This is a genomic window from Corynebacterium sp. HMSC077G07, from assembly GCF_001809225.1.
GTDB classification, from domain to species: Bacteria; Actinomycetota; Actinomycetes; order Mycobacteriales; family Mycobacteriaceae; genus Corynebacterium; species Corynebacterium jeikeium_D.
This window is the reverse complement of the sequence record NZ_KV796537.1, coordinates 208,598-232,050: the sequence shown is the minus strand read 5'-3', so window position 1 is coordinate 232,050 and position 23,453 is coordinate 208,598. Positions and strand designations below refer to the sequence as shown.

The 23,453-nt window shown below is 59.4% G+C and carries 23 protein-coding genes; 6 read left to right on the top strand and 17 right to left on the bottom strand.

The window, feature by feature from the left end:
* Positions 1 to 174: 174 nt before the first annotated feature.
* Together HMPREF2562_RS07775 and HMPREF2562_RS07770 are read right to left on the bottom strand one after the other, a co-directional pair.
* Positions 175 to 384 (bottom strand): hypothetical protein, encoded by a 210-nt coding sequence (locus tag HMPREF2562_RS07775; protein WP_049190013.1) that lies wholly within the window; start codon positions 382 to 384, stop codon positions 175 to 177.
* A gap of 148 nt (positions 385 to 532) precedes the next feature.
* Complete coding sequence (locus HMPREF2562_RS07770; RefSeq protein ID WP_080969583.1) at positions 533 to 1,291, bottom strand: Ltp family lipoprotein; 759 nt, start codon at positions 1,289 to 1,291, stop codon at positions 533 to 535.
* A 757-nt stretch (positions 1,292 to 2,048) separates the two neighbouring features.
* Here HMPREF2562_RS07770 and HMPREF2562_RS07765 point away from each other — a divergent pair.
* The 4 genes from HMPREF2562_RS07765 to ehuA all read left to right on the top strand — a co-directional run bounded on the left by HMPREF2562_RS07765 (position 2,049) and on the right by ehuA (position 6,143).
* Entirely contained in the window at positions 2,049 to 3,368 is a 1,320-nt protein-coding gene (locus HMPREF2562_RS07765) for an NAD(P)-dependent malic enzyme (RefSeq protein ID WP_049190014.1), read from the top strand.
* 126 nt (positions 3,369 to 3,494) lie between these two features.
* Positions 3,495 to 4,388 carry an ABC transporter substrate-binding protein gene (locus tag HMPREF2562_RS07760; protein WP_070549820.1) on the top strand — a complete coding sequence of 298 codons (894 nt, stop codon included), beginning with the start codon at positions 3,495 to 3,497 and terminating at the stop codon, positions 4,386 to 4,388.
* Positions 4,389 to 4,451: 63 nt separating this feature from the next.
* Positions 4,452 to 5,369 carry an amino acid ABC transporter permease gene (locus HMPREF2562_RS07755; protein WP_370550222.1) on the top strand — a complete coding sequence of 306 codons (918 nt, stop codon included), beginning with the start codon at positions 4,452 to 4,454 and terminating at the stop codon, positions 5,367 to 5,369.
* Positions 5,370 to 6,143: an ectoine/hydroxyectoine ABC transporter ATP-binding protein EhuA gene (gene ehuA / locus HMPREF2562_RS07750; protein ID WP_016422932.1), complete on the top strand. Its 774-nt coding sequence runs from the start codon at positions 5,370 to 5,372 to the stop codon at positions 6,141 to 6,143. It begins immediately after the preceding gene.
* 8 nt (positions 6,144 to 6,151) lie between these two features.
* Here ehuA and HMPREF2562_RS07745 read toward each other — a convergent pair whose 3' ends face one another.
* From HMPREF2562_RS07745 to HMPREF2562_RS07735, 3 genes are all read right to left on the bottom strand, one after another.
* Positions 6,152 to 6,913 carry a sulfite exporter TauE/SafE family protein gene (locus HMPREF2562_RS07745; RefSeq protein WP_042388756.1) on the bottom strand — a complete coding sequence of 254 codons (762 nt, stop codon included), beginning with the start codon at positions 6,911 to 6,913 and terminating at the stop codon, positions 6,152 to 6,154.
* 85 nt (positions 6,914 to 6,998) lie between these two features.
* Complete coding sequence (gdhA, locus tag HMPREF2562_RS07740; RefSeq protein WP_016422934.1) at positions 6,999 to 8,342, bottom strand: NADP-specific glutamate dehydrogenase; 1,344 nt, start codon at positions 8,340 to 8,342, stop codon at positions 6,999 to 7,001.
* Positions 8,343 to 8,597: 255 nt separating this feature from the next.
* On the bottom strand, positions 8,598 to 8,981 hold the full coding sequence (locus tag HMPREF2562_RS07735) for a hypothetical protein (protein ID WP_042388759.1): 384 nt from the start codon (positions 8,979 to 8,981) through the stop codon (positions 8,598 to 8,600).
* A 110-nt stretch (positions 8,982 to 9,091) separates the two neighbouring features.
* Between HMPREF2562_RS07735 and HMPREF2562_RS07730 the strand changes: the two genes are divergently transcribed.
* Both HMPREF2562_RS07730 and HMPREF2562_RS07725 read left to right on the top strand, forming a co-directional pair.
* The gene (locus tag HMPREF2562_RS07730; RefSeq protein ID WP_016422936.1) at positions 9,092 to 10,441 is read left to right on the top strand and encodes a DUF4921 family protein; all 1,350 of its coding nucleotides are present in this window, start codon (positions 9,092 to 9,094) and stop codon (positions 10,439 to 10,441) included.
* A 43-nt stretch (positions 10,442 to 10,484) separates the two neighbouring features.
* A complete protein-coding gene (locus tag HMPREF2562_RS07725; RefSeq protein WP_049190019.1) occupies positions 10,485 to 11,762 on the top strand; it encodes an amidohydrolase in 1,278 nt (425 codons plus the stop codon).
* A gap of 161 nt (positions 11,763 to 11,923) precedes the next feature.
* Here the strand turns inward: HMPREF2562_RS07725 and pyk are convergent, their stop codons facing one another.
* The 12 genes from pyk to hisH all read right to left on the bottom strand — a co-directional run bounded on the left by pyk (position 11,924) and on the right by hisH (position 23,398).
* Positions 11,924 to 13,339, bottom strand: coding sequence for a pyruvate kinase (pyk, locus tag HMPREF2562_RS07720; RefSeq protein WP_049190021.1), 1,416 nt, complete (start codon positions 13,337 to 13,339; stop codon positions 11,924 to 11,926).
* Between the two features lie 33 nt (positions 13,340 to 13,372).
* Positions 13,373 to 14,296, bottom strand: coding sequence for a prolipoprotein diacylglyceryl transferase (gene lgt / locus HMPREF2562_RS07715; protein WP_049190023.1), 924 nt, complete (start codon positions 14,294 to 14,296; stop codon positions 13,373 to 13,375).
* Positions 14,297 to 14,303: 7 nt separating this feature from the next.
* Complete coding sequence (gene trpA, locus HMPREF2562_RS07710) at positions 14,304 to 15,083, bottom strand: tryptophan synthase subunit alpha (RefSeq protein WP_016422940.1); 780 nt, start codon at positions 15,081 to 15,083, stop codon at positions 14,304 to 14,306.
* A complete protein-coding gene (gene trpB / locus HMPREF2562_RS07705) occupies positions 15,084 to 16,373 on the bottom strand; it encodes a tryptophan synthase subunit beta (RefSeq protein ID WP_016422941.1) in 1,290 nt (429 codons plus the stop codon).
* 147 nt (positions 16,374 to 16,520) lie between these two features.
* A complete protein-coding gene (gene trpC / locus HMPREF2562_RS07700; protein WP_016422942.1) occupies positions 16,521 to 17,327 on the bottom strand; it encodes an indole-3-glycerol phosphate synthase TrpC in 807 nt (268 codons plus the stop codon).
* Between the two features lie 4 nt (positions 17,328 to 17,331).
* Positions 17,332 to 17,982, bottom strand: a complete 651-nt coding sequence (locus HMPREF2562_RS07695; RefSeq protein ID WP_016422943.1) for a TIGR02234 family membrane protein — start codon at positions 17,980 to 17,982, stop codon at positions 17,332 to 17,334.
* Positions 17,983 to 17,989: 7 nt separating this feature from the next.
* Positions 17,990 to 19,534 (bottom strand): anthranilate synthase component I, encoded by a 1,545-nt coding sequence (locus HMPREF2562_RS07690; protein WP_016422944.1) that lies wholly within the window; start codon positions 19,532 to 19,534, stop codon positions 17,990 to 17,992.
* 111 nt (positions 19,535 to 19,645) lie between these two features.
* Positions 19,646 to 20,044 (bottom strand): phosphoribosyl-AMP cyclohydrolase, encoded by a 399-nt coding sequence (gene hisI / locus HMPREF2562_RS07685; RefSeq protein WP_048734633.1) that lies wholly within the window; start codon positions 20,042 to 20,044, stop codon positions 19,646 to 19,648.
* On the bottom strand, positions 20,041 to 20,817 hold the full coding sequence (gene hisF, locus HMPREF2562_RS07680) for an imidazole glycerol phosphate synthase subunit HisF (protein WP_016422945.1): 777 nt from the start codon (positions 20,815 to 20,817) through the stop codon (positions 20,041 to 20,043). The genes hisI and hisF overlap by 4 nt, the downstream gene beginning before the upstream one ends.
* Before the next feature lie 84 nt (positions 20,818 to 20,901).
* Complete coding sequence (locus HMPREF2562_RS07675; RefSeq protein WP_005510274.1) at positions 20,902 to 21,714, bottom strand: inositol monophosphatase family protein; 813 nt, start codon at positions 21,712 to 21,714, stop codon at positions 20,902 to 20,904.
* 102 nt (positions 21,715 to 21,816) lie between these two features.
* Complete coding sequence (gene priA, locus HMPREF2562_RS07670) at positions 21,817 to 22,551, bottom strand: bifunctional 1-(5-phosphoribosyl)-5-((5-phosphoribosylamino)methylideneamino)imidazole-4-carboxamide isomerase/phosphoribosylanthranilate isomerase PriA (RefSeq protein ID WP_016422946.1); 735 nt, start codon at positions 22,549 to 22,551, stop codon at positions 21,817 to 21,819.
* A gap of 148 nt (positions 22,552 to 22,699) precedes the next feature.
* Positions 22,700 to 23,398 carry an imidazole glycerol phosphate synthase subunit HisH gene (gene hisH / locus HMPREF2562_RS07665; protein ID WP_016422947.1) on the bottom strand — a complete coding sequence of 233 codons (699 nt, stop codon included), beginning with the start codon at positions 23,396 to 23,398 and terminating at the stop codon, positions 22,700 to 22,702.
* Positions 23,399 to 23,453 lie beyond the last annotated feature (55 nt).

Sequence of the window (23,453 nt, the reverse complement as noted above, 5' to 3'; positions counted from 1 at the left end):
GCCGAGCGGACACACTTTTTGCTACTTAACCCTGAGTGAACGGGGCAGTGCCATGGCGGGGACTCGCACCCCGCGAATGTGGCTACTCCATGGCTTTTGAGTCCGATGATTTCAACAGGCGAGCATACGCTCTGAAAACTTCTTCATCGTCATCGGAGTACTCGGAAATCCCGCTCAACAAAGCTTGCCGCTGCTCTTCTGTGATGGAGACTCGAAACTCAGCGATGTCTTCTGCAAGATAGGTGCTGCGACTGCGTAGCGGCGCAGTGTCGCGGTTACTTCTGATTTGCCGCCGCGGTCGCCGATGCGGGCGCGGTTGATAAACGGCACGAATTGTACCGCGCCGAAGTTGTGCTGCAGACACTCGCTCAACTGCCCGGTCACGCATTAAAACTGCCGAGACGGTTTCCGCTTCACCAGCAGCCGTTCAGTGTGCAGCAAATGCATTCTGGTGAAGCGGAAGCCGTTCTTTTGCAGCAGGCATCCAACTGGACTCTGGCCAATTGGCGTCATCAACAAACGAAGCCCGCTGCTACAGGTTATCCACCGCGTACTGAGCTTCCTCCGGAGTAAACTGCTCGCCGTATTCCGACGTCAGCTGCTCGTAAACCGCATCCGGGGACATCGCCATCGAATCCTGGTAGATTCTCGCCTTTTCCAGTGCGTTCTTATTCCAGTCCGCATCGAGATTGTCCATTGCATACTGGGCTGCCTCCGGTGAGAACTTCTCGCCGTACTCCGAGGTCAGCTGATCATAAATACCGGCCTTCGACATGTGCATGCGATTCGCGTAAATCTCTGCCTTGCGGAGAGCATTCTTGTATTCGGTCGGGACCTTCTCATCCTGCTTTTGCTGCTCCCCCGTCTGACCTTGCTGCTCATCTACACCTGCCTCGGAAGACTCAGCGAAATCGGCATTCTCAACAGTCCCAGAATCAGCCGCAACGGCAGTCTCCGAACCAAAGAGAGATGCAGCTTCAGAATCGGAACCCGACTCAGTGTCACCGCCACCAGTCAAGCTGGCCGCCACAGCGAGGACCACGACAGCGCCCGCGGCAATACCACCCCATTTGAAGCAGCCACCCTTCTTCTTTTCTTTCGGAGCCGGAGGCATCTGCCCCGCTGCCGACGGACCCTGCGGGTAGGGCTGCTGGCCGAGCGGATCCTGCGGGCTGTGCTGGTAGGACTGCTGCCCCAGCGAATCCTGCGGATTCTGGGAGCCGTACGGATTCTGGGAGCCATACGGGTTCTGTGGACTCTGCGGGTTCTGGGGGAAAGTGGAATCGGACATCGTAAGAAGCCTCCTGCGTAGAAGTTGCAATAAACGAACAGCTCTCTGTCGTCAGTTGGAACTATCCCAGGAACTCCGGATTCAACTTTCCGCACTACACAAATATTTTCGATTCGCGAACCATAAGGCACCACTGAAGGTAAGAAAAAACCAGGCCTCTACCCCATAGAACAGGGCTTGGAACTGGTTAATCTCTTTAAAAACTAACCTTCAACCCCGGCCAGCGCTTACTCAATATCGGCAAATAATATCGCCAACATTTTCCAAACCAATAGAAGGCCAAAAGCGGCCAAGGCATGGAGCCCCTCCAACGACAGCCGCCCATATGGAACCCGACAGCACATAGACACCCCACCGAAGGCACTTCCTAACAAAGATGCTTCCGAGCAAGCTCGATGCACACCTTCATCACAAACGACGCAGCTGAGTAGCCCTTAACACAAACGATGCCATGGCAGGACTCGTCGAACTCGGCAAAAGCCGGGGTTCCGGCATCACGCCCGCGGCCGCCAGCCCCACGACACTTCCCAAATCCCCGCTCCCCCAACCGCAAAGATTTTATTTTCCACCCCACTGTCCATATAATGAGATACCAATCCCGTATAGCAAGACTGGTTTAGTTTTTACGCACACCACTACGTATCACCTGCCAAGCTTTGCTCCCGGCTTTACGCACTGCCCACCAGCAGCTCACGCCGCGGTCGAGTTTTCTCAAAGTACAAAGTACTCAGTACTCAACACGTTTTGGACTGTCATCATGCCTGCTGCGAATTCCCCCTCTAGCTCCTCCGCCCACACTGCGAACGCGAACTCCGCTAAGACGCCACTTCACGCAGTACCGGAGGACACCGCCCCCACAGATCCGTCGACCATCACCGATGCGGAAATCTTTGAGGCACACCGAGGCGGCAAGCTCCGCTCCCACTCCACCATGAAGCTCGAGACAATTCGCGACCTCTCCATCGGCTACACCCCAGGTGTCGCTCGCGTCTGTGAGGCCATCCACGAAGATCCGGCTCTGGCCCGCACCTACACCTGGACCGGCCAGAACGTCGCAGTGGTTTCCGACGGCACCGCCGTGCTTGGCCTTGGCGACATCGGGCCCAAGGCCGCGCTACCGGTGATGGAAGGAAAAGCCCAGCTCTTCGAGCAGTTCGCCGGCATCTCCGCTGTGCCAATCGTCCTGGATACCCTCAATACAGAGGAAATCATCCAGACGGTCAAGGCGCTGGCGCCGTCGTTTGGCGGAGTGAACCTCGAAGACATCTCCGCGCCTCGCTGCTTCGAGATCGAGCAGCGTCTCGACCAAGAGCTCGACATCCCCATCTTCCACGACGACCAGCACGGCACCGCCATCGTCATCGCCGCCGGCCTGATCAACGCCTGCAAGCTGACAGGTCGCAGCTTCCAGGATCTCCGCGTGGTCATCTCCGGCGCTGGTGCCGCTGGTGTCGCTGCGACGAAGATGCTGCTGTCCGCTGGCATGTCCGACATCGTCGTCGTCGATTCGCGCGGCATCATCCACCCAGACCGCGAGCCACTGAGCGACATCAAGCAGTGGGTCGCCGGCATGACTAACCCGCGCGGTATCACCGGCTCGATCAACGATGCGCTTGTCGACGCTAACGTGTTCATCGGCGTCTCTGCCGGCCGTATCGGCGAGGATGCGATTAGCCAGATGGCCGCTGACCCGATTCTGTTCTCGCTGGCCAACCCGATTCCGGAGATTCCGATGGAAGTCGCCCGCAAGTACGGAGCCGTCGTGGCCACTGGCCGCTCGGATCATCCGAACCAGATTAATAATGTGCTGGCCTTCCCGGGTCTGTTCCGTGGCGCACTGGAGGCGGGTGCCAAACGGATCACCGAGGCCATGAAGCTGGCTGCTACTCAGGCCATTGCAAATGTTGGCGTAGAAGACCTGAGTGCCGACCGCATTATCCCGTCGGCGCTGGATTCGCGCGTCATGCCGGCCGTGGCGAAGGCTGTCCGCGATGCTGCGCTGAGCGACCCGGCCTCCGGCGCGGTCGGCCCGCTCGACGTCACTGGCAATGGCTTTGCTGCAGCTGAAGCGAACTAGAAAACCGGCGCTGACTATTCCCCGGGAAGTCTGAAAAGTGTGCGGTTTTCCTGCAGCAGCCTAAGACGCAGCTGAATAGGGGTACCGAATTTAAGGTATTCCTGTGCCTAGGTAACATATTCAGATATGAAAAGACCCATCGCATTGGCGGCTGCCACGCTGACTGCGACCTTGTTCTTAGGGCTTACAGGCTGCGTCACCAATGACGAAAGCGGTAACCCCGAGGGCTGGTCAGAGATCAAACCGGCAGCGGTCCCCGAACTGGCGAAACAGGTCCCAGCAGATCTTCGTAAGCGCGAAGTATTGCGCATCGGCACCAACCCAACATTCGCCCCGGCAGAGTTTAAGGATTCCGCCGGTTCCATCATCGGCTTCGACATCGATCTCATCCGAGCCATGGCCAGTGTCTTGGACATGAAGATTGAAATCCAAGAACAGGATTTCGCACTGATTCTTCCGGCCCTGTCGGCCGGCGCAGTTGATGTTGGCGCTTCCGGCTTCACCTCAAATGAGGAGCGCCGCAAGACCTACGACTTCGTCGACTACCTGGATACCGGCCTGCAGTGGGCACGTCGCCCGGGCAGCGACGCCAGCTCCGACAACTACTGTGGCAAAACTGTTGCCGTTCAGCGCAATCCCGTCGCTGACATGGAGGACCTGCCGGTAAAGAATCAGGATTGTCTGAATCGCGGTTTGCCACCAATTAACAAGTTGGCCTACCAGGATGCTGGTACCGCAGCTACCACCGTGGTGCTGGGGCGTGCTGACGCGCTGGCAGCTGACTCACCAGTCAGTGCCTACGCGGTCAATCGTTCTGAGGGCAAACTCGAACTTGCCGGAGATATCTACGATGGTGCCCCGTTCGGCTTCGCTATTCCGAAGGATTCAGAACTCGGCCCAGTACTCCAGCAGGCGCTGCAGTACCTCATCGACAACGGCCAGTACAAGCAAATCCTGACCACATGGGGTTTGGAAGACGGTGCTTTGGAACGCGCCACTATTAACGGAGAGGAACTTTAAGTGAGCGACTCATCTGCGTCTGGCGCCCGCTACGAGGCCACACAGGCGGAACTCAACGAAGAAATTAAGGCCAAACCGCTGCCGCACCCGGGTCGCTGGATCACCGCAGCAGTGCTGCTTGTGCTCTTCCTGTGGTTCATCATCGGTGCCGCCCGCAACGAGGCCTACCACTGGGATGTTTACTTCCAGTACCTGTTCGACACACGAATCGCCGCTGCCGCTGGCTGGACCATTGCACTGACGGTCTTGGCCATGCTCATCGGTATCGTCGGCGGTGCTATCGTCGCCGTACTCCGCATGTCGGACAACCCCGTGCTGTCCACTGTTGCTTGGTTCTACCTGTGGGTTTTCCGAGGAACTCCGGTCTACGTGCAGCTGGTCTTTTGGGGCCTCCTCGGCACTATCTACTCGACGATTGACCTGGGCGTTGCCGAGGTTGATCTCAGCACCGTCCTGTCCAATACCTTTGTGTTGGCGTTCGTCGGTCTCGGCTTGAATGAGTCCGCATACATGGCTGAAATTGTCCGTGCCGGCATCCAGGCTGTCCCGGAGGGCCAGACCGAAGCATCGAAGGCACTGGGTATGAGCTGGTGGCAGACTGTCCGCCGCGCCATCTTGCCACAGGCTATGCGCATCATCATCCCGCCGACGGGCAACGAGTTCATCTCCCTGCTGAAGACCACTTCGCTGGTCATCGCAGTGCCGTTCTCGCTGGAACTCTACGGCCGCTCCACGGACATCGCCAATGCGCTGTTCCTGCCGGTGCCGATGCTGCTTGTCGCCGCCACCTGGTACTTGGTCATCACATCAATTCTGATGGTCGGACAGTTCTACCTTGAGCGCTACTTCGCCCGCGGCGCTACCCGTCAGCTCACCGCCCGCCAGCTGGCCGCGCTTGCCGACGCCGAAGGTGTGCCGCTTGCAAATGCTCGCGTTGTCGATAAGGACGAAGAGCACTTCTACCGAGAGGATCCGCAGTAAATGACTACCAAAGATTTGATGGTTGAGGCGCAAAAGGTTCGGAAGAACTTCGGCCGTCTCGAGGTCCTCAAGGGCATCGACCTGGAAGTTCCACGCGGTACGGTTACCTGCCTCATTGGTCCTTCGGGCTCCGGTAAGTCCACGCTGCTGCGCTGTATCAACCACCTGGAGAAGGTCAATGCCGGCCGTCTCTACGTCGATGGTTCCCTGATTGGCTACCGCGAAAAGAACGGCAGCCTCTACGAGATTTCCGCCGCAGAAGCTGCCCGTCAGCGTCGCGATATCGGTATGGTTTTCCAGAACTTCAATCTGTTCCCGCACCGCACGGTGCTGGGAAATATCACCGAGGCACCGGTGCTGGTAAAGGGTGTCTCTCAGGAGCAGGCTGAAAAGCGTGCCATGGAGCTGCTGGAGACTGTTGGTCTGGCGCACAAGGCCGATGCCTACCCTGTTCAGCTCTCGGGCGGTCAGCAACAGCGTGTTGCCATTGCTCGAGCCCTGGCCATGGAGCCGAAGCTAATGCTCTTCGATGAGCCGACTTCCGCTCTTGACCCCGAGCTCGTCGGTGAGGTTCTCAACGTCATGCGTGGTCTGGCCGATAAGGGCATGACCATGGTCGTCGTGACGCACGAGATGGGCTTTGCCCGTGAAGTCGCCGACCAGGTCGTGTTTATGGCTGACGGCGTGGTCGTGGAAAAGGGCACCCCGGATGAGGTGCTGGGTAATCCGCAGCACGAGCGCACCCGCAACTTCCTGTCTTCGCTGTTGAAGTAACAGCAAGCCTAAGCGCCAAAAGTTGCGGAGATTCCGCGAAACATAGTGACTGCCGCGCCGGTAGTCGCCAGAATGACCGCGAGCTTTCGGGCTTGCACAATGGGCACTCGTCGGGAAACGCGAGTGCCCAAAAATATACCCACAATCATGGCAACCAAACACAGCGGCCAGAGGATAACCGGTGTGGTGGCGAAGACAGATACGTCACCGCTGATTTCCTTGAACAGCAAGGACAACGCGCCGGAAACAAAGAAGAGCGGTTGCAGGGTGGCTGCAAATGTCTGCGCTGGCCAACGGGAAGCCTGTGCGTAAACGGTAATGGCTGGGCCCGCAATGCCGGCCAGGGTATTCATAAAACCGCCGGCCACGCCTGAGGCAACGGCGTATTGTGGGCCGTCGACACGCATGCGCTGAGGCATAAAGGATGTCACTAGCAGCGCGAGTAGCACGAGCCCGCCGACCAGAACCTGGAGTGGCCCGCTGGGCGTGTTGTGAACCACCCAGGCGCCTGGCAGCGCACCTAAGGCCATCACCGGGCCAATCAGCCAGAACTTCTTCCAATCGACGTTCTCTCGCACCGAGATGGTCTGCATGATCGCATTGACCGATGCGAGCACGTTAATAATCAAAATTCCTGCTACGGGACCTGCAACCAGTGAGAGGACCGGACCTCCCAACAGTCCGAGTCCCATACCGGCTATTCGCTGCATCAGAGCCCCGATGAAAATCGTTGCCACGATAAAGACAAAAGCCCACACTGATAACTCCATAGGAGGGAGTTTACAGCGTGGGCTTTTTGGCTTTTCGACGGGCGGGGTCGCCGAGGATCCGTCGTAAAGCGGAAACGTTAGCAGACTAGATGACGCCCTGAGCCAGCATTGCGTTAGCGACCTTCTTGAAGCCTGCGATGTTGGCACCGAGCACGTAGTTACCCTCGTGATCGTACTCAGCGGCGGTGGTTTCGCAGTTCTTGAAGATGTTGGTCATGATGCGCTTCAGGCGCTCATCGGTGTAGGAGAAGGACCAGGAATCGCGGGTAGCGTTCTGCTGCATCTCCAGAGCGGAGGTAGCAACACCACCGGCATTGGCAGCCTTGCCCGGCGCAAAGTGGACACCGTTGGCCTTGAAGACCTCGATAGCCTCCGGGGTGGACGGCATGTTTGCGCCCTCAGCAACGAAGCGGCAGCCGTTGTCGACCAGCAGCTTGGCGGACTCGCCATTGAGCTCATTCTGAGTTGCACACGGCAGTGCGACATCAGCCTTGAGCTCCCAGATGTTGCCACCCTCGTGGAACTCAGCGCCCTCAGCCTCAGCGACGTACTCGGAGACGCGAGCACGACGAACTTCCTTGATTTCCTTCAGCAGCTCGACGTCGACACCGTTCGGGGTGGAGACGTAACCGGAAGAGTCAGAGAAACCGACGACGGTAGCGCCGAGCTCCTGAGCCTTCTTAATGGCGTAGATGGCGACGTTACCGGAACCGGAAACGATGACCTTGGCACCGTTGATGTCAGCACCGTTGGCCTTCATCATCTCTTCAGTGAAGTAGACACAGCCGTAACCGGTGGCCTCGGTACGAACCAGGGAACCGCCCCAGGTCAGGCCCTTACCGGTGAGAACGCCGGACTCGTGCTGGTTGGCCATACGGCGGTACTGACCGAACAGGTAGCCAATCTCGCGGCCGCCGACGCCGATGTCACCGGCCGGGACGTCACGGTACTCACCGATGTGGCGGTGCAGCTCAGTCATGAACGACTGGCAGAAGCGCATGATTTCTAGCTCGGACTTGCCCTTCGGATCAAAGTCGGAGCCACCCTTGCCGCCACCGATCGGCAGGCCGGTCAGGGAGTTCTTGAAGATCTGCTCGAAGCCCAGGAACTTAATGATGCCGAGGTTCACGCTCGGGTGGAAGCGCAGACCACCCTTGTACGGGCCCAGCACAGAGTTGAATTGAACACGGAAGCCACGGTTGACCTGGACCTTCCCCTGGTCATCGACCCACGGCACGCGGAAAATGATCTGACGCTCCGGCTCACACAGACGCTGAACCAAGCCGTAGTCACCGTAGTGTGGGTCCTTTTCCAGGACGACCTTCAGCGACTCCAGAACTTCTGCCACTGCCTGGTGGAACTCCGGCTCACCGGCGTTTCGGGTGAGAATCTGGTCATAGAGTCCCGAAACCTTCTGCTCGATATTCAAAATAAACCTCTCTGCGAAACCATTATGGCGCCCACGAAGAACAAACCGTCAGCGGTTGTAAACCACTTTCCGGTTGCCGTAACTCGGTGGCACAGGTTGTGTGCACAAGGACTGGGCAACTGTAGATATTAAAGCGGACATAATTATACAACGGCATATTGCTGGGAAAACTCGTAGCGATTTGCGCTACACCCGTTGGCCAAGCCAATCACTGACTCTGTGGAGGCTTACACTTTTCACGAATTAGGTAGGATATTACCTAAATACGGCAACATTCCAGGGATACGTCGCAACAGATTCGAGCATTTCGTCGAACTCACGCAGCACTGGGTCCGGGGGCAATTCTGCACGCGGAGTCAGTAGCTCAGAGAGGTCCATAGCGAGTTCATTGAGAGAACCGCCGTGCTGATCGAAGCTCAAGAGATAACGGAATACCTTCCTATCCCCCAACGGCTCCTTCGGGTTCTCACGCTCCCACTGCTCCACCAACTGCGCGTCAGTGTCCGCCGACGCCACCGAAACATCCACGTCACTAATTCGCCCGGCGCGGTCAAACTCACTCAACTTGGTACGAAATGCCTCGGCCAGCGCCTCCGATTCGGTCGGCTTCACCAGGCAGTGAAAAACAATCTTCGACATAACTTCACAGGCTAAGCCACGCGAGACGGCCAGACAATAGCTAACCGTCGTCAAGCCCTGTCCCCCTACATTGGCGCGCCGACCGCCAGCAAAGACGTAGTGTTGGACTTATGCAGGCTTTCAGCAATCCCCTCATCACGCTTGCCGACGGCACGGTGAAGCAAGTCAATCCTTTTTCCGGTACCCAGGTGTGGACAGTCCCAGGTCGTGGCAATCGGCCGTTGGGAATTAAGCACACGGATCCGCAGCCATTGAGCGAGGAGGATTTTGGATCCCGCGACTCCTTTGGCTGGAACAACCTGCTGCAAACCCCGCCGGAGAAGGCCCGCGTTGTCCTCGACGAATCGGTATTCGGCGGCTACAGCACGGTGACCGGAGTACTGCCCGACCAGCTCTTCGACACCACCGCGGAGTTCCGCCGCGTGCCCAACCTGTTCGAGATCGTCTCCTATGACTATTGGTCGGAAAACTATGGCTTCGAGCCCGACCGCGAAACTCAGCAACGTATGGAGGCCTACCTCGATGACCCGAAGGGCCGCGAGCACGTGCTCAATATCATTCGCACGCGCTACCGCGCCGCTGGACGCAGTGAAGAGGAAATCAGCGCGCTTTCCGACGAGGAATTGCTGCGCCGCGCCCCAAGCTATTTCGCCGGCGGCCACGATGTGATTGTTGCCCGTCGCCACTTTGTCGACGGCGCTACCCACGATAATCAGCTGGCTTCTTCTGGCACATTGAGTGTTGCCGAGCACCGCGCACTTATTGCGTTTACCGTCGAGTCGATTGCTGACCTGTACCGACGTAACCGCTACGTGCGTTATGTGGCCGCTTTCCAAAACTGGCTAAAACCGGCAGGCGCAAGCTTCGATCACTTGCACAAGCAGCTTGTGGCCATCGATGAGCACGGCGAGCAGCTCAAGCGCGAAGTGCAGGCGGTGCGCAAGAACCCGAATATCTACAACGAATACGCGGTGGACTATGCGGCCCGCCACAACCTGGTTATTGCGGAAAACGAGCACGCGGTGGCTTTCGCAGGATTCGGACACCGGTACCCGACGCTGGAGATCTTCTCGAAGTCAGATGTCTGCGAACCGTGGCTGCAAACCCGGGCTGAGATCGACGCAATGTCGGACCTGATTCACGCATGTCATGCAGCTGCCGGCCCCACTATTCCGTGTAACGAGGAATGGCACCACCGCCCTGTCGATTTGGATGCCCGCATGCCGTGGCGCGTAATGATTAAGTGGCGCACCTCGAACTTGGCCGGCTTTGAGGGTGGCACCAAGATTTATCTGAACACCATCTCCCCATGGGATTTGCGCGACCGCGTTGTCCCGGAGATGTACCGTTTACGGGAGACCGGAAAGATCTCGGACAGCATCCACATTGCGACCGAGTGCCAGTGCCAGCCAAACTCGCTGAAGTACAACCCGCTCGTCGAAGACGGGTCGCGACTGTAGTTCTCTGGCACAGAGTAGAGAGAAGTTAGGAGTCTTAATCCAGGTGAGCAACAATGAAGCACGACTGAGCCGCATTCGCGACCTCATCGCCACTCATCGAGTGCCATTGGACAGGCAGTGGGAAATCTACCGTTACCTGCACCAGCACCCGGAGCTATCTCAGGCGGAGGAGAAAACTGCCGCGTATCTGGCCGGTGCTCTTCGCGACATGGGCACTTACACGGTGTATGAGGGAATCGGTGGTCACGGCCTCGTTGGTGTCATGGAAAATGGCCCCGGCCCTACCGTGCTGTTCCGCGCTGATATCGATGCGCTTCCGGTGTTCGAGGAAACCGGTGTGGACTTCGCTTCCTCTGCCACCGGTACCGCCCGCGATGGTTCTGCCACCGCCGTCATGCACGCCTGTGGCCATGACATGCACATGACGGCCGGTCTTGGTCTGGCTAGCCTGATGGCAGCAACTAAGTCTGAGTGGTCGGGTACTTTCATTGCCCTGTTCCAGCCCGCCGAGGAACTGGCCTGTGGTGCACAGGCCATGATTGACGACGGCCTGGCAGACCTCATCCCCACCCCAGATGTGTGCTTCGGCCAGCACATTGTTCCCGGCCCCGCAGGTCAGGTAATGACTATGCCCGGCCCGGCACTTGCTGGCTGTGACACCATTAGCATCACGCTGACAGGTCGCTCCGCACATGGATCTATGCCGCACAACGCCATTGACCCGACGTACTTGGCTGCCGCAATCGTTCTGCGCTTGCAAGGAATTGTGGGGCGCGAGATTCCTCCCCACGAGTTTGGTGTTTTGTCCGTCGGCACGCTGCAGTCCGGCAATTCGAATAACACAATCCCCGGTCAGGCCAAGATTGTGCTGAATATTCGCTACTACTCCAACGATGTGCGCGCGAAGCTCATTGCGGGCATTGAGCGCGTTGTTCGTGGCGAATGCCTGGCTTCCGGCACTGAGGTTGAGCCTGTGATTGAGTACTCCGATCACGGCGAAGTCACTGACAATGATCCGGAGGCGTTTGCCACGATTCGCCCGGTCATGGACGCTGTGCTCGGCGACGATTCCACCGACGCTGTGCCGTGGACCGCATCGGAGGACTTCTCAGACCTGCCGCGTGGACTGAACTGCCCATATGTCTACTGGACCGTTGGCGCCACACCTCGGGATACGTGGGAAGCCGCCGTTGCTGCCGACCGCGTGGTCGAAGACGTACCGTCGAACCACATGCCGACATTCCTCCCGGATTTCAAGCCGACGGCTACCTCCGCGACTTCTGCCGCCGCTGCCGCCGTGCTGTCCTACTTGGCAAAGTAAGGGCTGTGTGCCGGCCGCTTGCCACCGCGCACCGCGCCAAAAAAGACAGCTCAGTTTTCGGGTTGTCAGTTTTGCTACTTAACCCCCCAGGTCGAAAGGCTCTTACAAAAAGCCGGTAAGCCCCAAAAGGACTTACCGGCTTTTTCAAACGCGCCAGAGAGCTAGCGTGCGTCCTCGCCAATAACGTGGACGTGAATCATGTTGGTATTGCCCTCATTTCCTGGAGGGGTACCAGCAACAACGACCAGCGTGTCGCCAGCGTTGTAGTTTTCCATGGTCAAGAGCTGCTCATCGATGACCTGCATGATCTCATCCGTGCTGTTAACCTCGCGCACCAAGAAGGTCTCCGCACCCCACGTCAGCGCAAGCTGCGAACGAACCTGCTGATTCGGAGTGAATACCAGCAGCGGCAGGCGAGAGTGCAAGCGTGCCACACGGCGAGCGGTATCACCCGAGGTGGTGAAAGCAACCATAGCGCGGGCATTCAAGCGCTCACCGATATCGCGAGCTGCGTAGGAAATCACACCACGCTTCGTGCGAGGCATGTGGGTCAGCGCAGGAACTTCCCCCTCGCGCTCAGCGGCGGTGACGATGCGAGCCATGGTCTTAACCGTGGCCTGCGGGTACTTACCAACCGAGGTCTCACCCGAGAGCATCACGGCATCTGCGCCATCGAGCACAGCGTTGGCCACGTCGGAGGCCTCCGCACGAGTCGGGCGCGAGTTCGAAATCATGGAGTCGAGCATCTGGGTGGCGACGATGACCGGCTTGGCGTTCTCGCGGGCAATCTGAATAGCGCGCTTCTGAACCAGCGGAACATCTTCCAACGGCACCTCAACACCAAGGTCACCACGGGCGACCATCACGGCATCGAAAGCCAGGATGATGGCCTCGAGAGACTCGACTGCCTCTGGCTTCTCCAGCTTGGCGATAATCGGGACACGACGGCCAACCTCATCCATGACCGCATGGACCAGTTCGACGTCGGAAGGCGAACGGACGAAGGACAGCGCAATGAAGTCCACTCCCAGCTTCAGAGCGAAGCGCAGGTCGGCGATATCCTTCTCCGACAGAGCCGGCACCGAGATGTTCATCCCCGGCAGGGAAACACCCTTGTTGTTCGAGACCGGACCGCCCTCGATGACACGGCACACCACATCGTTGCCATCTACCTCGATGCACTCCAGGCCCACCTTGCCATCGTCGACAAGCAGGCGATCGCCCGGACGGGCATCGTCAGCGAGATTCTTGTACGTGGTGGAGACTCGGTCGTGCGTGCCTTCGACATCGTCGACGGTGATGCGGACAATCTCGCCGTCAGCCCAATACGTCGAGCCTTCCTTAAAACGACCGAGGCGGATCTTTGGCCCCTGCAAGTCGGCGAGAATACCGACGGCACGTCCCGTAGCGTCGGATGCTTCACGCACCCAGTGGTAGTTCTGAGCGTGGTCCTCATGCTCACCGTGAGAGAAATTCAGACGGGCAACATCCATGCCGGCGTTGACCAGCCCGGTAATCCCCTCCAGCGAAGCAACTGCTGGACCGAGGGTACATACAATCTTCGTTCGTCTAAGCACGGCCTCCAGCCTAGTCCCTTAACGGGCTATGCGTCAGTTGGAAGCACTGTGAGCTTCAGCAGCCTCGCGCTCTCCCCTGACTTCAGCTGCGGTTTCGCGGCTCTTGGACCGCAGAATCCACAAAGCAATGACAGCGCAGAAAAAGACCACGAGCGACGTGATGTTATTAATACGCACACCGAATATCAGCGTTGCGTCATCGACGCGCATGAGTTCAATGAAGAAACGTCCCAAAGTGTAGGCCGCGACATAGAGTGCAAAGACGCGCCCGCCGCCCATTTTGAACTTTCGGTCCGCCCACACAATGACCAGACAGGCGAGGACGTTCCACACCATCTCGTAGAGAAACGTTGGATGCACCACGGCCAGCACTTCGCCTGTCGACGTTCCGGTGACGGGGGCAACCCGGCCAAACTCATCAACTCGTTGGTAAATTTCCAGGCCCCACGGAAGTGACGTTGGGCCACCGTAGAGTTCCTGGTTGAACCAATTGCCCAGACGCCCAATGGCCTGTCCAAGGATGATCGCGGGTGCGGCCGCGTCAAGAACTGGCGCAAACGGCACCTTTCGCCACTTAGCGACCGCCCACGCGGCCAGCACCCCCAGCGCCACCGCTCCCCAGATGCCGAGGCCACCATTGGTGATTTTCAGTGCATCGGCGGGATTGGCGCCGAGGCCGAAGTACTTCTCCCAGTCAGTGGCGACGTGGTAGAGACGGCCGCCGATAATGCCCGCAGGAATAACCGCAATGGCAATGTCGAGGACCAACTCCGGGTCTCCACCCCTGGCCGCGTAGCGGCGCTGCATCCAATAAATGCCGACGAGTACGCCAACCAAGATGGAAATCGCGTAACCACGCAGTGGTAGCGGTCCTAACTGCCACACCCCCTGCGGCGGAGAGGGAATGTTGGCCAGATACGTCGTTGCAGTTTCAGCGAGAACAAGGGTGGAACTCATAAATGCGCTAGCTCTCTCCTCGTACGCCCGCGGCGAGTTCACGGGCGAGCGTTACCAGGTCATCGGTGCTCTTCATCGCGGCCTTGATCAGTGCCGAGCCAACGATTACGCCATCCGCAAACTCGGCAATCTCCGCGGCCTGTGCCCCATTGGAGACACCCAAACCGACGCACACCGGTGTATCGGTGACCTCGCGCGTGCGGGCAACCAACTTGCCGGCGGCCGAGTCGACGCTAGCCTGGGCACCTGTGACACCCATGTGGCTGGTGGCGTAGACGAAGCCGGTCGACGCGGTGGCAGTTAGCTGCAGACGCTCGTTGGTCGATGACGGGGCCACCAACATGATGTTGGACAGACCATTGGCCTCAGCTGCACGCTGCCATTGGCCGGCCTCCTCGGGGATGAGATCCGGGATAATGGTGCCCCGACCACCAGCGGCGGCCAAGTCCTCGGCGAAACGCTCCGGACCATACTGGAGAATCGGATTCCAGTAGCTCATGACCACACAGGTACCGCCGTGCTCGGTGACTTCGCGAACCACCCGCATAATCTCACGGGTACGGAAGCCCGCATCCAGAGCCACGTTGGCGGCATCCTGAATAGTTGGGCCATCCATCATCGGGTCGGAGAAAGGCAGACCAACCTCGATGATGTCGGCGCCAGCGTCGACAATCGCCTTGATGTTCTCAATCGACTTATCGGTGGTCGGGAAACCCGCTGGGTAGTAGCCGATAAATGCTGCGCGGTTTTCCTCACGGACCTTGTCAAAGACGTCACTCAGACTCATTTAGGACTCCTCCATCAGATCAAACCACTTAGCAGCGGTGTCGACATCCTTGTCACCGCGACCGGAAACATTGACGATAATCAGCGGCTTACGGCCCAGCTCTTCATTCAGATCATCGCTGATGAGTCGGGCGGCAGCTACCGCGTGTGCGGACTCGATAGCGGGCAGGATGCCCTCCATCCGAGTCAGATCCTGGAATGCCTGCATCGCCTGGGTATCGGTCACCGGCAGGTAGGACGCGCGATCAATATCAGCCAGGTAAGAGTGCTCCGGGCCCACGCCCGGGTAATCCAGACCCGCGGAAATCGAGTGCGACTCTGTAATCTGACCGTCCTCGTTCTGCATCAGGGCTGCGAAGGAGCCCTGGAACACACCCGGATTACCGGCGGCCGAAATCGGTGCTGCATGGCGACCGGTCTCAACACCGTCACCGCCAGCTTCAGCGCCAATCAGTCGAACCGATTCATCATCGATGAAGTGGTGGAACGCGCCGATCGCATTAGAACCGCCGCCGACACAGGCCACGACAGCGTCGGGAAGCGAGCCGGTCTCCGCGAGAATCTGCTGGCGTGCCTCGGCGCTGATGATGCGCTGGAAGTCGCGCACCATTGTTGGGAACGGGTGCGGGCCGGCTGCAGTGCCGAAGCAGTAGTAGGTGTCATCGGCGTGTGAAACCCAAAAACGCATGGCCTCATTGATCGCGTCCTTGAGAGTCTTCGAACCAATCTCGACCTCGATAACCTCGGCACCAAGCAGGCGCATGCGGGCGATATTGAGGCGCTGGCGGATTGCGTCGACCTTGCCCATGTAGATACGGCAGTTAAGGCCGAGCAGCGCACAGGCAGTCGCGGTTGCGACACCGTGCTGGCCGGCACCGGTCTCGGCAATGATGTTCTTCTTGCCCATGCGCTTAGCAAGCAGAACCTGCCCCAAGACGTTATTAATCTTGTGGCTACCGGTGTGATTCAAATCCTCGCGCTTGAGCCAGACGTCAGCGCCGATATCAGCGGAGAACTTCTCCGCGTAGTACAGCGGCGAGGGACGTCCGACATAAGTACGCTGAAGCCGGTCGAGCTCATCGAGAAAATCCTGATCAACGCGGGCCTTCGCGTAGCCATCGGTGACCTCACCGATAACGGCCATCAGCGCCTCCGGCACAAACTGGCCGCCCCACTTACCCCAGTGCCCAATGGCATCTGATTCGTGGTTCGTTGTCTCCGCGATAACCTCACCCATCGTGGGCAGGCGGTCACCGCGGGCATCATGATTCTTGAAATCTTGGTCACTCACAGTTATCTATTGTGGACTATCCCCACCGGTTGCGGGGACATAAGGCCTAAGAAACTGTGGTGTGCCAGCACAACAGGTGTGACACGCAACTAAACTAGGCGCAGTTCGCAGCGCGGTACAGCTGCTTATCGCAACTGCGGTCTATCACTACTCGCTGCGGAGTGTCGGGTGGACACCGGCGGCAACGAGACGTCGGCAAGCCTCACCCGGCTTGCCCGCGGTAACCAGGCCCTCGCCCACCAGTACCGCGTCGGCGCCGTGGGAGGCGTAGTAGCGCAGTTCCTCCGGCCCCTTGACACCGGACTCTGCCACCTTCACAACATGATCCGGCAACATCGGCGCAAGGCGTTCGTACACGGAGAGATCCACGTCGAGGGTCTTTAGATTGCGGGCGTTGATGCCGAGGATCTTGGCACCAGCGGCCTCGGCGCGCTCGACCTCTTCTTCGGTGTGCGCCTCAACCAGAGCGTTCATGCCAAGCGACTCGGTGCGATCCAGCAGGGATTCCAGCGTCGGCTGATCCAAAGCGGAGCACATCAGCAGCACCAGGTCGGCACCGTGTGCGCGGGCCTCATGGACCTGGTACGGAGTGACGATGAAATCCTTGCGCAGCACTGGAATGTTGACCGCGCGGCGCACGGCATCGAGGTCGGCGAGCGAACCGCGGAAGCGGCGCTCCTCAGTCAGACAGGAAATGACAGCCGCGCCACCCTGCTCGTACTCTGCCGCCAAGACCTCCGGCGAAGGGATGTCAGCCAGCTCTCCCTTCGACGGAGAGGCACGCTTGACCTCTGCAATCACCTGCACCCCGGGCTTAGCCAGTGCCGCCACGGCATCAATCGGCGACGGCGCCTTCAGCGAGAGCTCCTTGATTTCACCGTAGGAAATCTTGGCTTCCCGAGCAGCGAGATCTTCCCGCACGCCCTCAATAATCTTGTCCAGAACGTTAGCCACGGCCTTACTCCTTATCCAGATCCGTAGGATCTACACCGGCATCCAAAGCATCCCACAGAACTCGACCCGACTGTGGGTCTTCCTCCAGGTCCTCGGCGATACGCTGACGGCGTACCTCCGGGGTCTCATACGCGCTGGACTTCTGCTTCTTCACAGTACCCGGTCGACGCACCAACAATACCGCCCCGACCAGCGCCAATGCGCAGCACAGCAAGGCCAGGGCTGGCCCCATCGCATGCACTTCAATCGCTGAGATCTGCGCCCAGTCTGCCACAGTCACCGCATCACTGGCGCGTTGTGAGGCGCTTCCCGACGTCAACAAATCCAGTGCCCGCTGGGAGTCCACACCGTCTTCTCCGCTGGCAAGCAGAGTCATCGGAGTCCACGACGCCGCAATTGCGAGCAGCGCCGCGAGGCCACCGACAATACGGCGCCCCAGTGAGCCCAAAATGGTGGTGGCAAACAGTGCAGCCACCATTGCCAGCGCAATCGACGTCAACTCTGGAGCCCAAACTGCGCCCACCAAATCTGTGGTCGCTGGACCGGACTTGTCATCAACAGTATCGACCGTCAGCCACGCGCTTCGGCTGCACAACCACATTCCCGCTGCGGCCACGCCAATGAGGCCACCGGAGAGCATCGTTGTCGACTTCATCGAAAACCTAGCTCCTTTCCGCTGGGACTAGTGTCTCAGCTGCCGCGACAGCTCGCAGCACGGCCGCGGCCTTGTTGCGGGTCTCCTCATCCTCTGCCACCGGGTCAGAGTCACTGACAATTCCGCCGCCAGCCTGAACATAGACCGTATCGCCCTTCTTCACACCTGTGCGGATGGCAATTGCCTGATCGGTATTGCCCCGGAAGTCAAAGTATCCAACAGTGCCGCCGTAAACACCCCGACGCGTGTCTTCGAACTTGTCGATAATGCTCAGCGCGGAAGGCTTCGGCGCACCCGACAGCGTTCCCGCTGGGAAGGTGGCCGCGAACGCGTCGACGGCAGTGGCGTCGCTGGAAAGCTCGCCGGTGACCGTAGAGACCAGATGCATAACGTGACTGTAGCGCTCAATATGACGGAAGTCGTGCACAACAACACTGCCTGGGCGGCAGACACGTCCGAGGTCATTGCGGCCAAGATCAACGAGCATCAGATGCTCACTATTTTCCTTCTCGTCTGCCAGCAAATCAGCTTCCAGCGCATTGTCCTGCTCCACCGTGGCACCGCGCGGACGTGTGCCCGCGATGGGATTGGTGATGACCTCACTGCCCTGAACTGCCACGAGTGATTCCGGGGAGGAACCGACAATTTGAAAAGCGGTAGCGGAGAAGTCCTTGGTTGGAACGTTGACCAGGAACATGTAGGGCGACGGATTGGAAACCCGCAGGATGCGGTAGATATCAAAAGCTGACGCCTGCGTGTCCATCTCGAACCGCTGCGAGAGCACAATCTGGAACGCATCACCAGCTCGGATGTGGTCCTTACAACGCTCAATACGATCCATGTGGTCGTCGGCGGCGCGCTGGCGACGAATCACCGGCTCTGGGAAGCTAATTTCCGCCGGACGCAGATCAGAGGCCCCCGACAGCCGCTCCACCATCGCATTGACCCGATCACAGGCGGTGTCATACGCCTGGTCAATCCGCTCATCCGAGCCGTCCCAGTTGACAGCATTGGAAATCAGCCACAGCACGCCCTCGTGGTGGTCAAAAGCAGCCAGGTCCTCCACCAGCAACTGCATAAGCTCAGGAATCTGCAAATCATTGTCAGTGGTATCCGGCAGCTGTGGCTCAATGTAGCGGACAATGTCATGCCCGAAGTAGCCAACGAGACCAGAGGTGAGCTTGGGCACCGAAGCGTCGTCGGCAAGCGGAAGCTCCGTGTGCAGCAGCTCCAGCGTGCGACGCAGAGCATCCAACGGATTTCCGCCCTCTGGCGCACCCGACGGCGCATTGCCAATCCAGGTTGCCTCCCCCGCATCATCCACCGTCAGCGCGGCGCGACTGCCGCAACCGATAAACGACCAGCGCGACCACGACTGCCCCACATCGGAGGACTCCAGCAAGAAAGTGCCGGGACGATCGGCCGCGAGCTTGCGGTAGGCCGACAGCGCCGTTTCGCCGTCCGCCAAAACCTTGCGAACCACGGGCACGACCCGATGGTGTGCAGCCAGTTCACGAAAGCGCTCACGCGTGGTCATGGTGATACGAGTCATAGCCGCTATTGTGCCACGCACCCCGGATTGCACATCACTTAACCCCGGACTTCACCGGAGGTGGGCGCGCTTGACGACGAAATCCCCACCTCGGCAACCCGGATCGACTGATTAGCCCTCGAACACGGGATGCACGTCAAAGCAGCTATGCGAGCCAGTGTGGCATGCCGCGCCGTCCTGCACTACCTGCATCAGCACGGTATCGCCATCACAGTCCAACGCCAGCGATGTCACGGTCTGGAAATGGCCACTAGTAAGCCCCTTAATCCAGTACTCGGACCGGGAGCGCGACCAGTAAGTGCCGCGCTTGGTAGCGATGGTGTACGCCAGCGCGTGGGAATCCATCCATGCCATCATGAGCACGCGACCAGTGGATTCTTCCTGCACAATGGCCGGAATCAAGCCGTCAGCGTTGAACTTGGCAATGTTCGCGATATCTGCTGGGAGCGTGTACTCACGCGGATCGTCTCCGGCGCCGTGAGCTGCAGCGCCCGGGGCTAGACCAGTCACTGGCGCACCTCGATCCCCTCGCGGGCCATCTCTTCCTTAACCTCAGCAATGCTGACCTCGCCGAAGTGGAAAATGGATGCGGCCAAAACCGCGTTGGCACCGGCGCGCACTGCCGGGGGGAAGTGCTCTGCCTTGCCCGCACCGCCAGAGGCGATCACCGGGACGTCGACGGCAGCGCGGACTCTCTCCAGCAGCTCCAGGTCGAAGCCATCCTTGGTGCCGTCGCCATCCATGGAGTTCAGCAGAATCTCGCCGACCCCGAGCTCCTCGCCACGGCGTGCCCACTCGACGGCGTCAATCCCGGCCGAGCGTGAACCACCGTGCGTCGTCACCTCGAAGCCCGACGGCTGCGGCGTGCCTCCCTCGGGAACGCGGCGGGCATCCACCGACAGGACGACACACTGCGCACCGAAGCGGCGCGACAGCTCGCTGAGCAGTTCTGGACGTGCGATCGCAGCGGTATTGACACTGACCTTGTCAGCTCCGGCGCGGAGCAGCTGATCGACATCCTCGACGCTGCGCACGCCACCGCCGACCGTCAGCGGAATGAAGACCTCACTTGCGGTGCGACGCACCACGTCGAGCATGGTGCCACGGCCATCCTTGGAAGCCGTGACGTCCAGGAAGGTCAGCTCATCAGCGCCCTCCTCACCATAGCGGCGGGCCAGCTCCACCGGATCGCCGGCATCACGGAGATTCTCAAAGTTGACCCCCTTGACGACCCTCCCATCGTTGACATCCAGGCAAGGAATCACGCGTACTGCCAGAGACATAGTTTTTAAGTTCTCCTCGTGTTAGCTCAAAGTTGTGGCTCGACGGTTTGCGCAACCACCCAGCTCAGGGGCGTCGCCCACGGTTTAGCTCCGGAAAGTCTCCGGACGACCCAGTTGGTCAATAATCGACCGCAGCGTGGCATGAACATCTCGAGTTCCCGCCAGCACGCCTACGGAATCATGCCGCCAGGGATTGCCCGCCAAGTCTGTGACCACGCCACCAGCTTCGGAAATCTGCAGTACACCAGCTGCGTTATCCCACACATGCGGTGAGAAAGTCACCGTGCCACCGAATGCCCCCATCGCGGTGGAGCCCAAGTCCACGCCGACAGAGCCAGTAATTCGAATCGTTGGATAGCGCTCGCCCACCTTTGACAGCAGCAGTTGGCGCCACTTGCGCGGGAGTGTACCGTCGGTACTCGCAATGACGGAGCCGAAGGCAATCGAAACCGGGCGGCCGGCCTCGGCATCGATGTTGACGCGACGGCCGTTGACGAACGTTCCGCCACCTTTAGCTGCGGTGATACGACGGCGCAGCAGAGGCATGGAGGTAATTCCAACCACCGGCTCCCCCTCATGCATGAGCGTGAGCAGCATGGCACACAGCGGAAAGCCGTTGGAATAGTTTGTGGTGCCGTCAATCGGATCGATGACCCAGGCGGTATGTTCCTCGGGAACCTTGCCACCGAATTCCTCGCCGTAGACGGGCAGGCCGGAATACTGCGTGAGGAGCTGGCGCAGACGACGCTCAATTTCCAGGTCGGTCTCCGTCGCGAAATCTCCGCGCGGCTTCATGACAACCGGGTCCGCGCCCACCTGCTGCGTGAACAGGCCTTCGACCTCATCGAGCGCCGCTTCAGCAATAGCGAGCATCGCCCGCGGTTCCAGGGCATCCATACTTTCTAAATCCTTCATCCGCCGTCTCAGCCGGGGTGCCGTTTGCTCGTTAACGCTTTCGCTTGACGACGTCTCCCCGGCCCGGCCACGAAAGTGTTCTCTTTAGCCGCGAGCTACTGCCAGGGCCTCTTCCAGGGTGAAACGCCCTGCGTAGAGCGCCTTACCCACAATTGCGGAGTCAACGCCCTCATCGACCAGTGTGGCAATAGCTGCAATGTCGTCCAGGCTGCTGACACCGCCAGAAGCGACGATTGGAGCATCGGTAGCAGCGGCGACCTCGCGCAGCAGTTCCACATTCGGCCCCTGCAGGGTGCCGTCCTTGGAGACGTCAGTCACCACGAAACGGGATGCACCCTGAGCATCCAGGCGCTCCAGCACCTCCCAGAGGTCACCGCCGTCGGAGACCCAGCCGCGGCCGCGCAGGCGCCACTGCCCCTCTTCGTTAAGAACATCCAGACCAATGGCTACACGGTCGCCGTAGTTGGCGATAACCTCGCGGCACCACTCCGGATTCTCCAGTGCGGCGGTGCCAATATTGACGCGGGCACAGCCGGTGGCCAGCGCAGCCTCGAGCGAAGCGTTGTCACGGATACCGCCGGAGAGCTCCACCTTCACGTCGAGCTTGCCCACCACGTCGGCAAGCAGGTCGTAGTTCGAACCGCGACCGAACGCGGCATCGAGGTCGACCAGGTGGATCCACTCAGCGCCTGCGTTCTGCCAATTCATGGCAGCTTCCAGCGGTGCACCATAGGAAGTCTCGGTTCCAGCAGCACCCTGAACAAGGCGCACAGCCTGGCCATCGGCTACGTCTACAGCGGGCAGCAGGGTCAAACTCATGGGGGCTCTACTCTCTTCGACTTTTGGGCGTTGTGGCGATTGTCACAACGATGCTTGTTGCTAGTTATCTCAGTATAGGTGGTCTAGGTGGCGAAACTCCGTCACCTACCAGGTAGTGCGGTTAGGGCAGATACTACCGATTGGGCAACTACAGCGTGTCCACCCAGTTCTGCAGCAGCTTCAACCCTGCTTCACCAGACTTCTCAGGGTGGAACTGCGTGGCCCACAGCGGACCGTTTTCCACGGCTGCGATAAACCGATCGGATTCGTGGGCAGACCACGTCACCAGCGGCGGAGCGATGCGAGAATCCGTATTAAGGTCCCACTTGCGCACACCGTAGGAGTGGACGAAGTAAAAACGCTGATCTTCCAGTCCCTTAAACATCTTTGAGCCTTCCGGTACTTCAACCGTGTTCCAGCCCATGTGCGGCAGAATCGACGCCTCGAGACGCTCGACAGTACCGGGCCATTCACCACAACCCGGGGTGCCGGTGACAGCTGCGGATGCGTCGGTCTCCGCTGCGTGGATGCCGTCGGCGTACTCGACGCCGCGGTCAAAGAGCACCTGCATACCGACGCAGATTCCCATCACTGGTCGACCACCTGCGAGTCGAGAGCCGATCAGGCGCGGCCCTTGTACTCGATGCAAACCCTCCATGCATGCGGCATAGGCGCCGACGCCGGGAACGAGCAGACCATCGGCCTCCATCACGGTCTTCGGATCGGCGGTCACAATAACCTCGGCACCCGTGGTGGCCACAGCGCGCTCAGCTGAACGCAAATTACCGGAGCCGTAATCAAGGATGGCAACGGTCGGGGTCTTCGTCGAAGGTGAGACTTGTTCCATAGTTGGACATTTTAAGGCGCTGGGAATCGATGTTTGCCACTTACCCCAAGAAAAC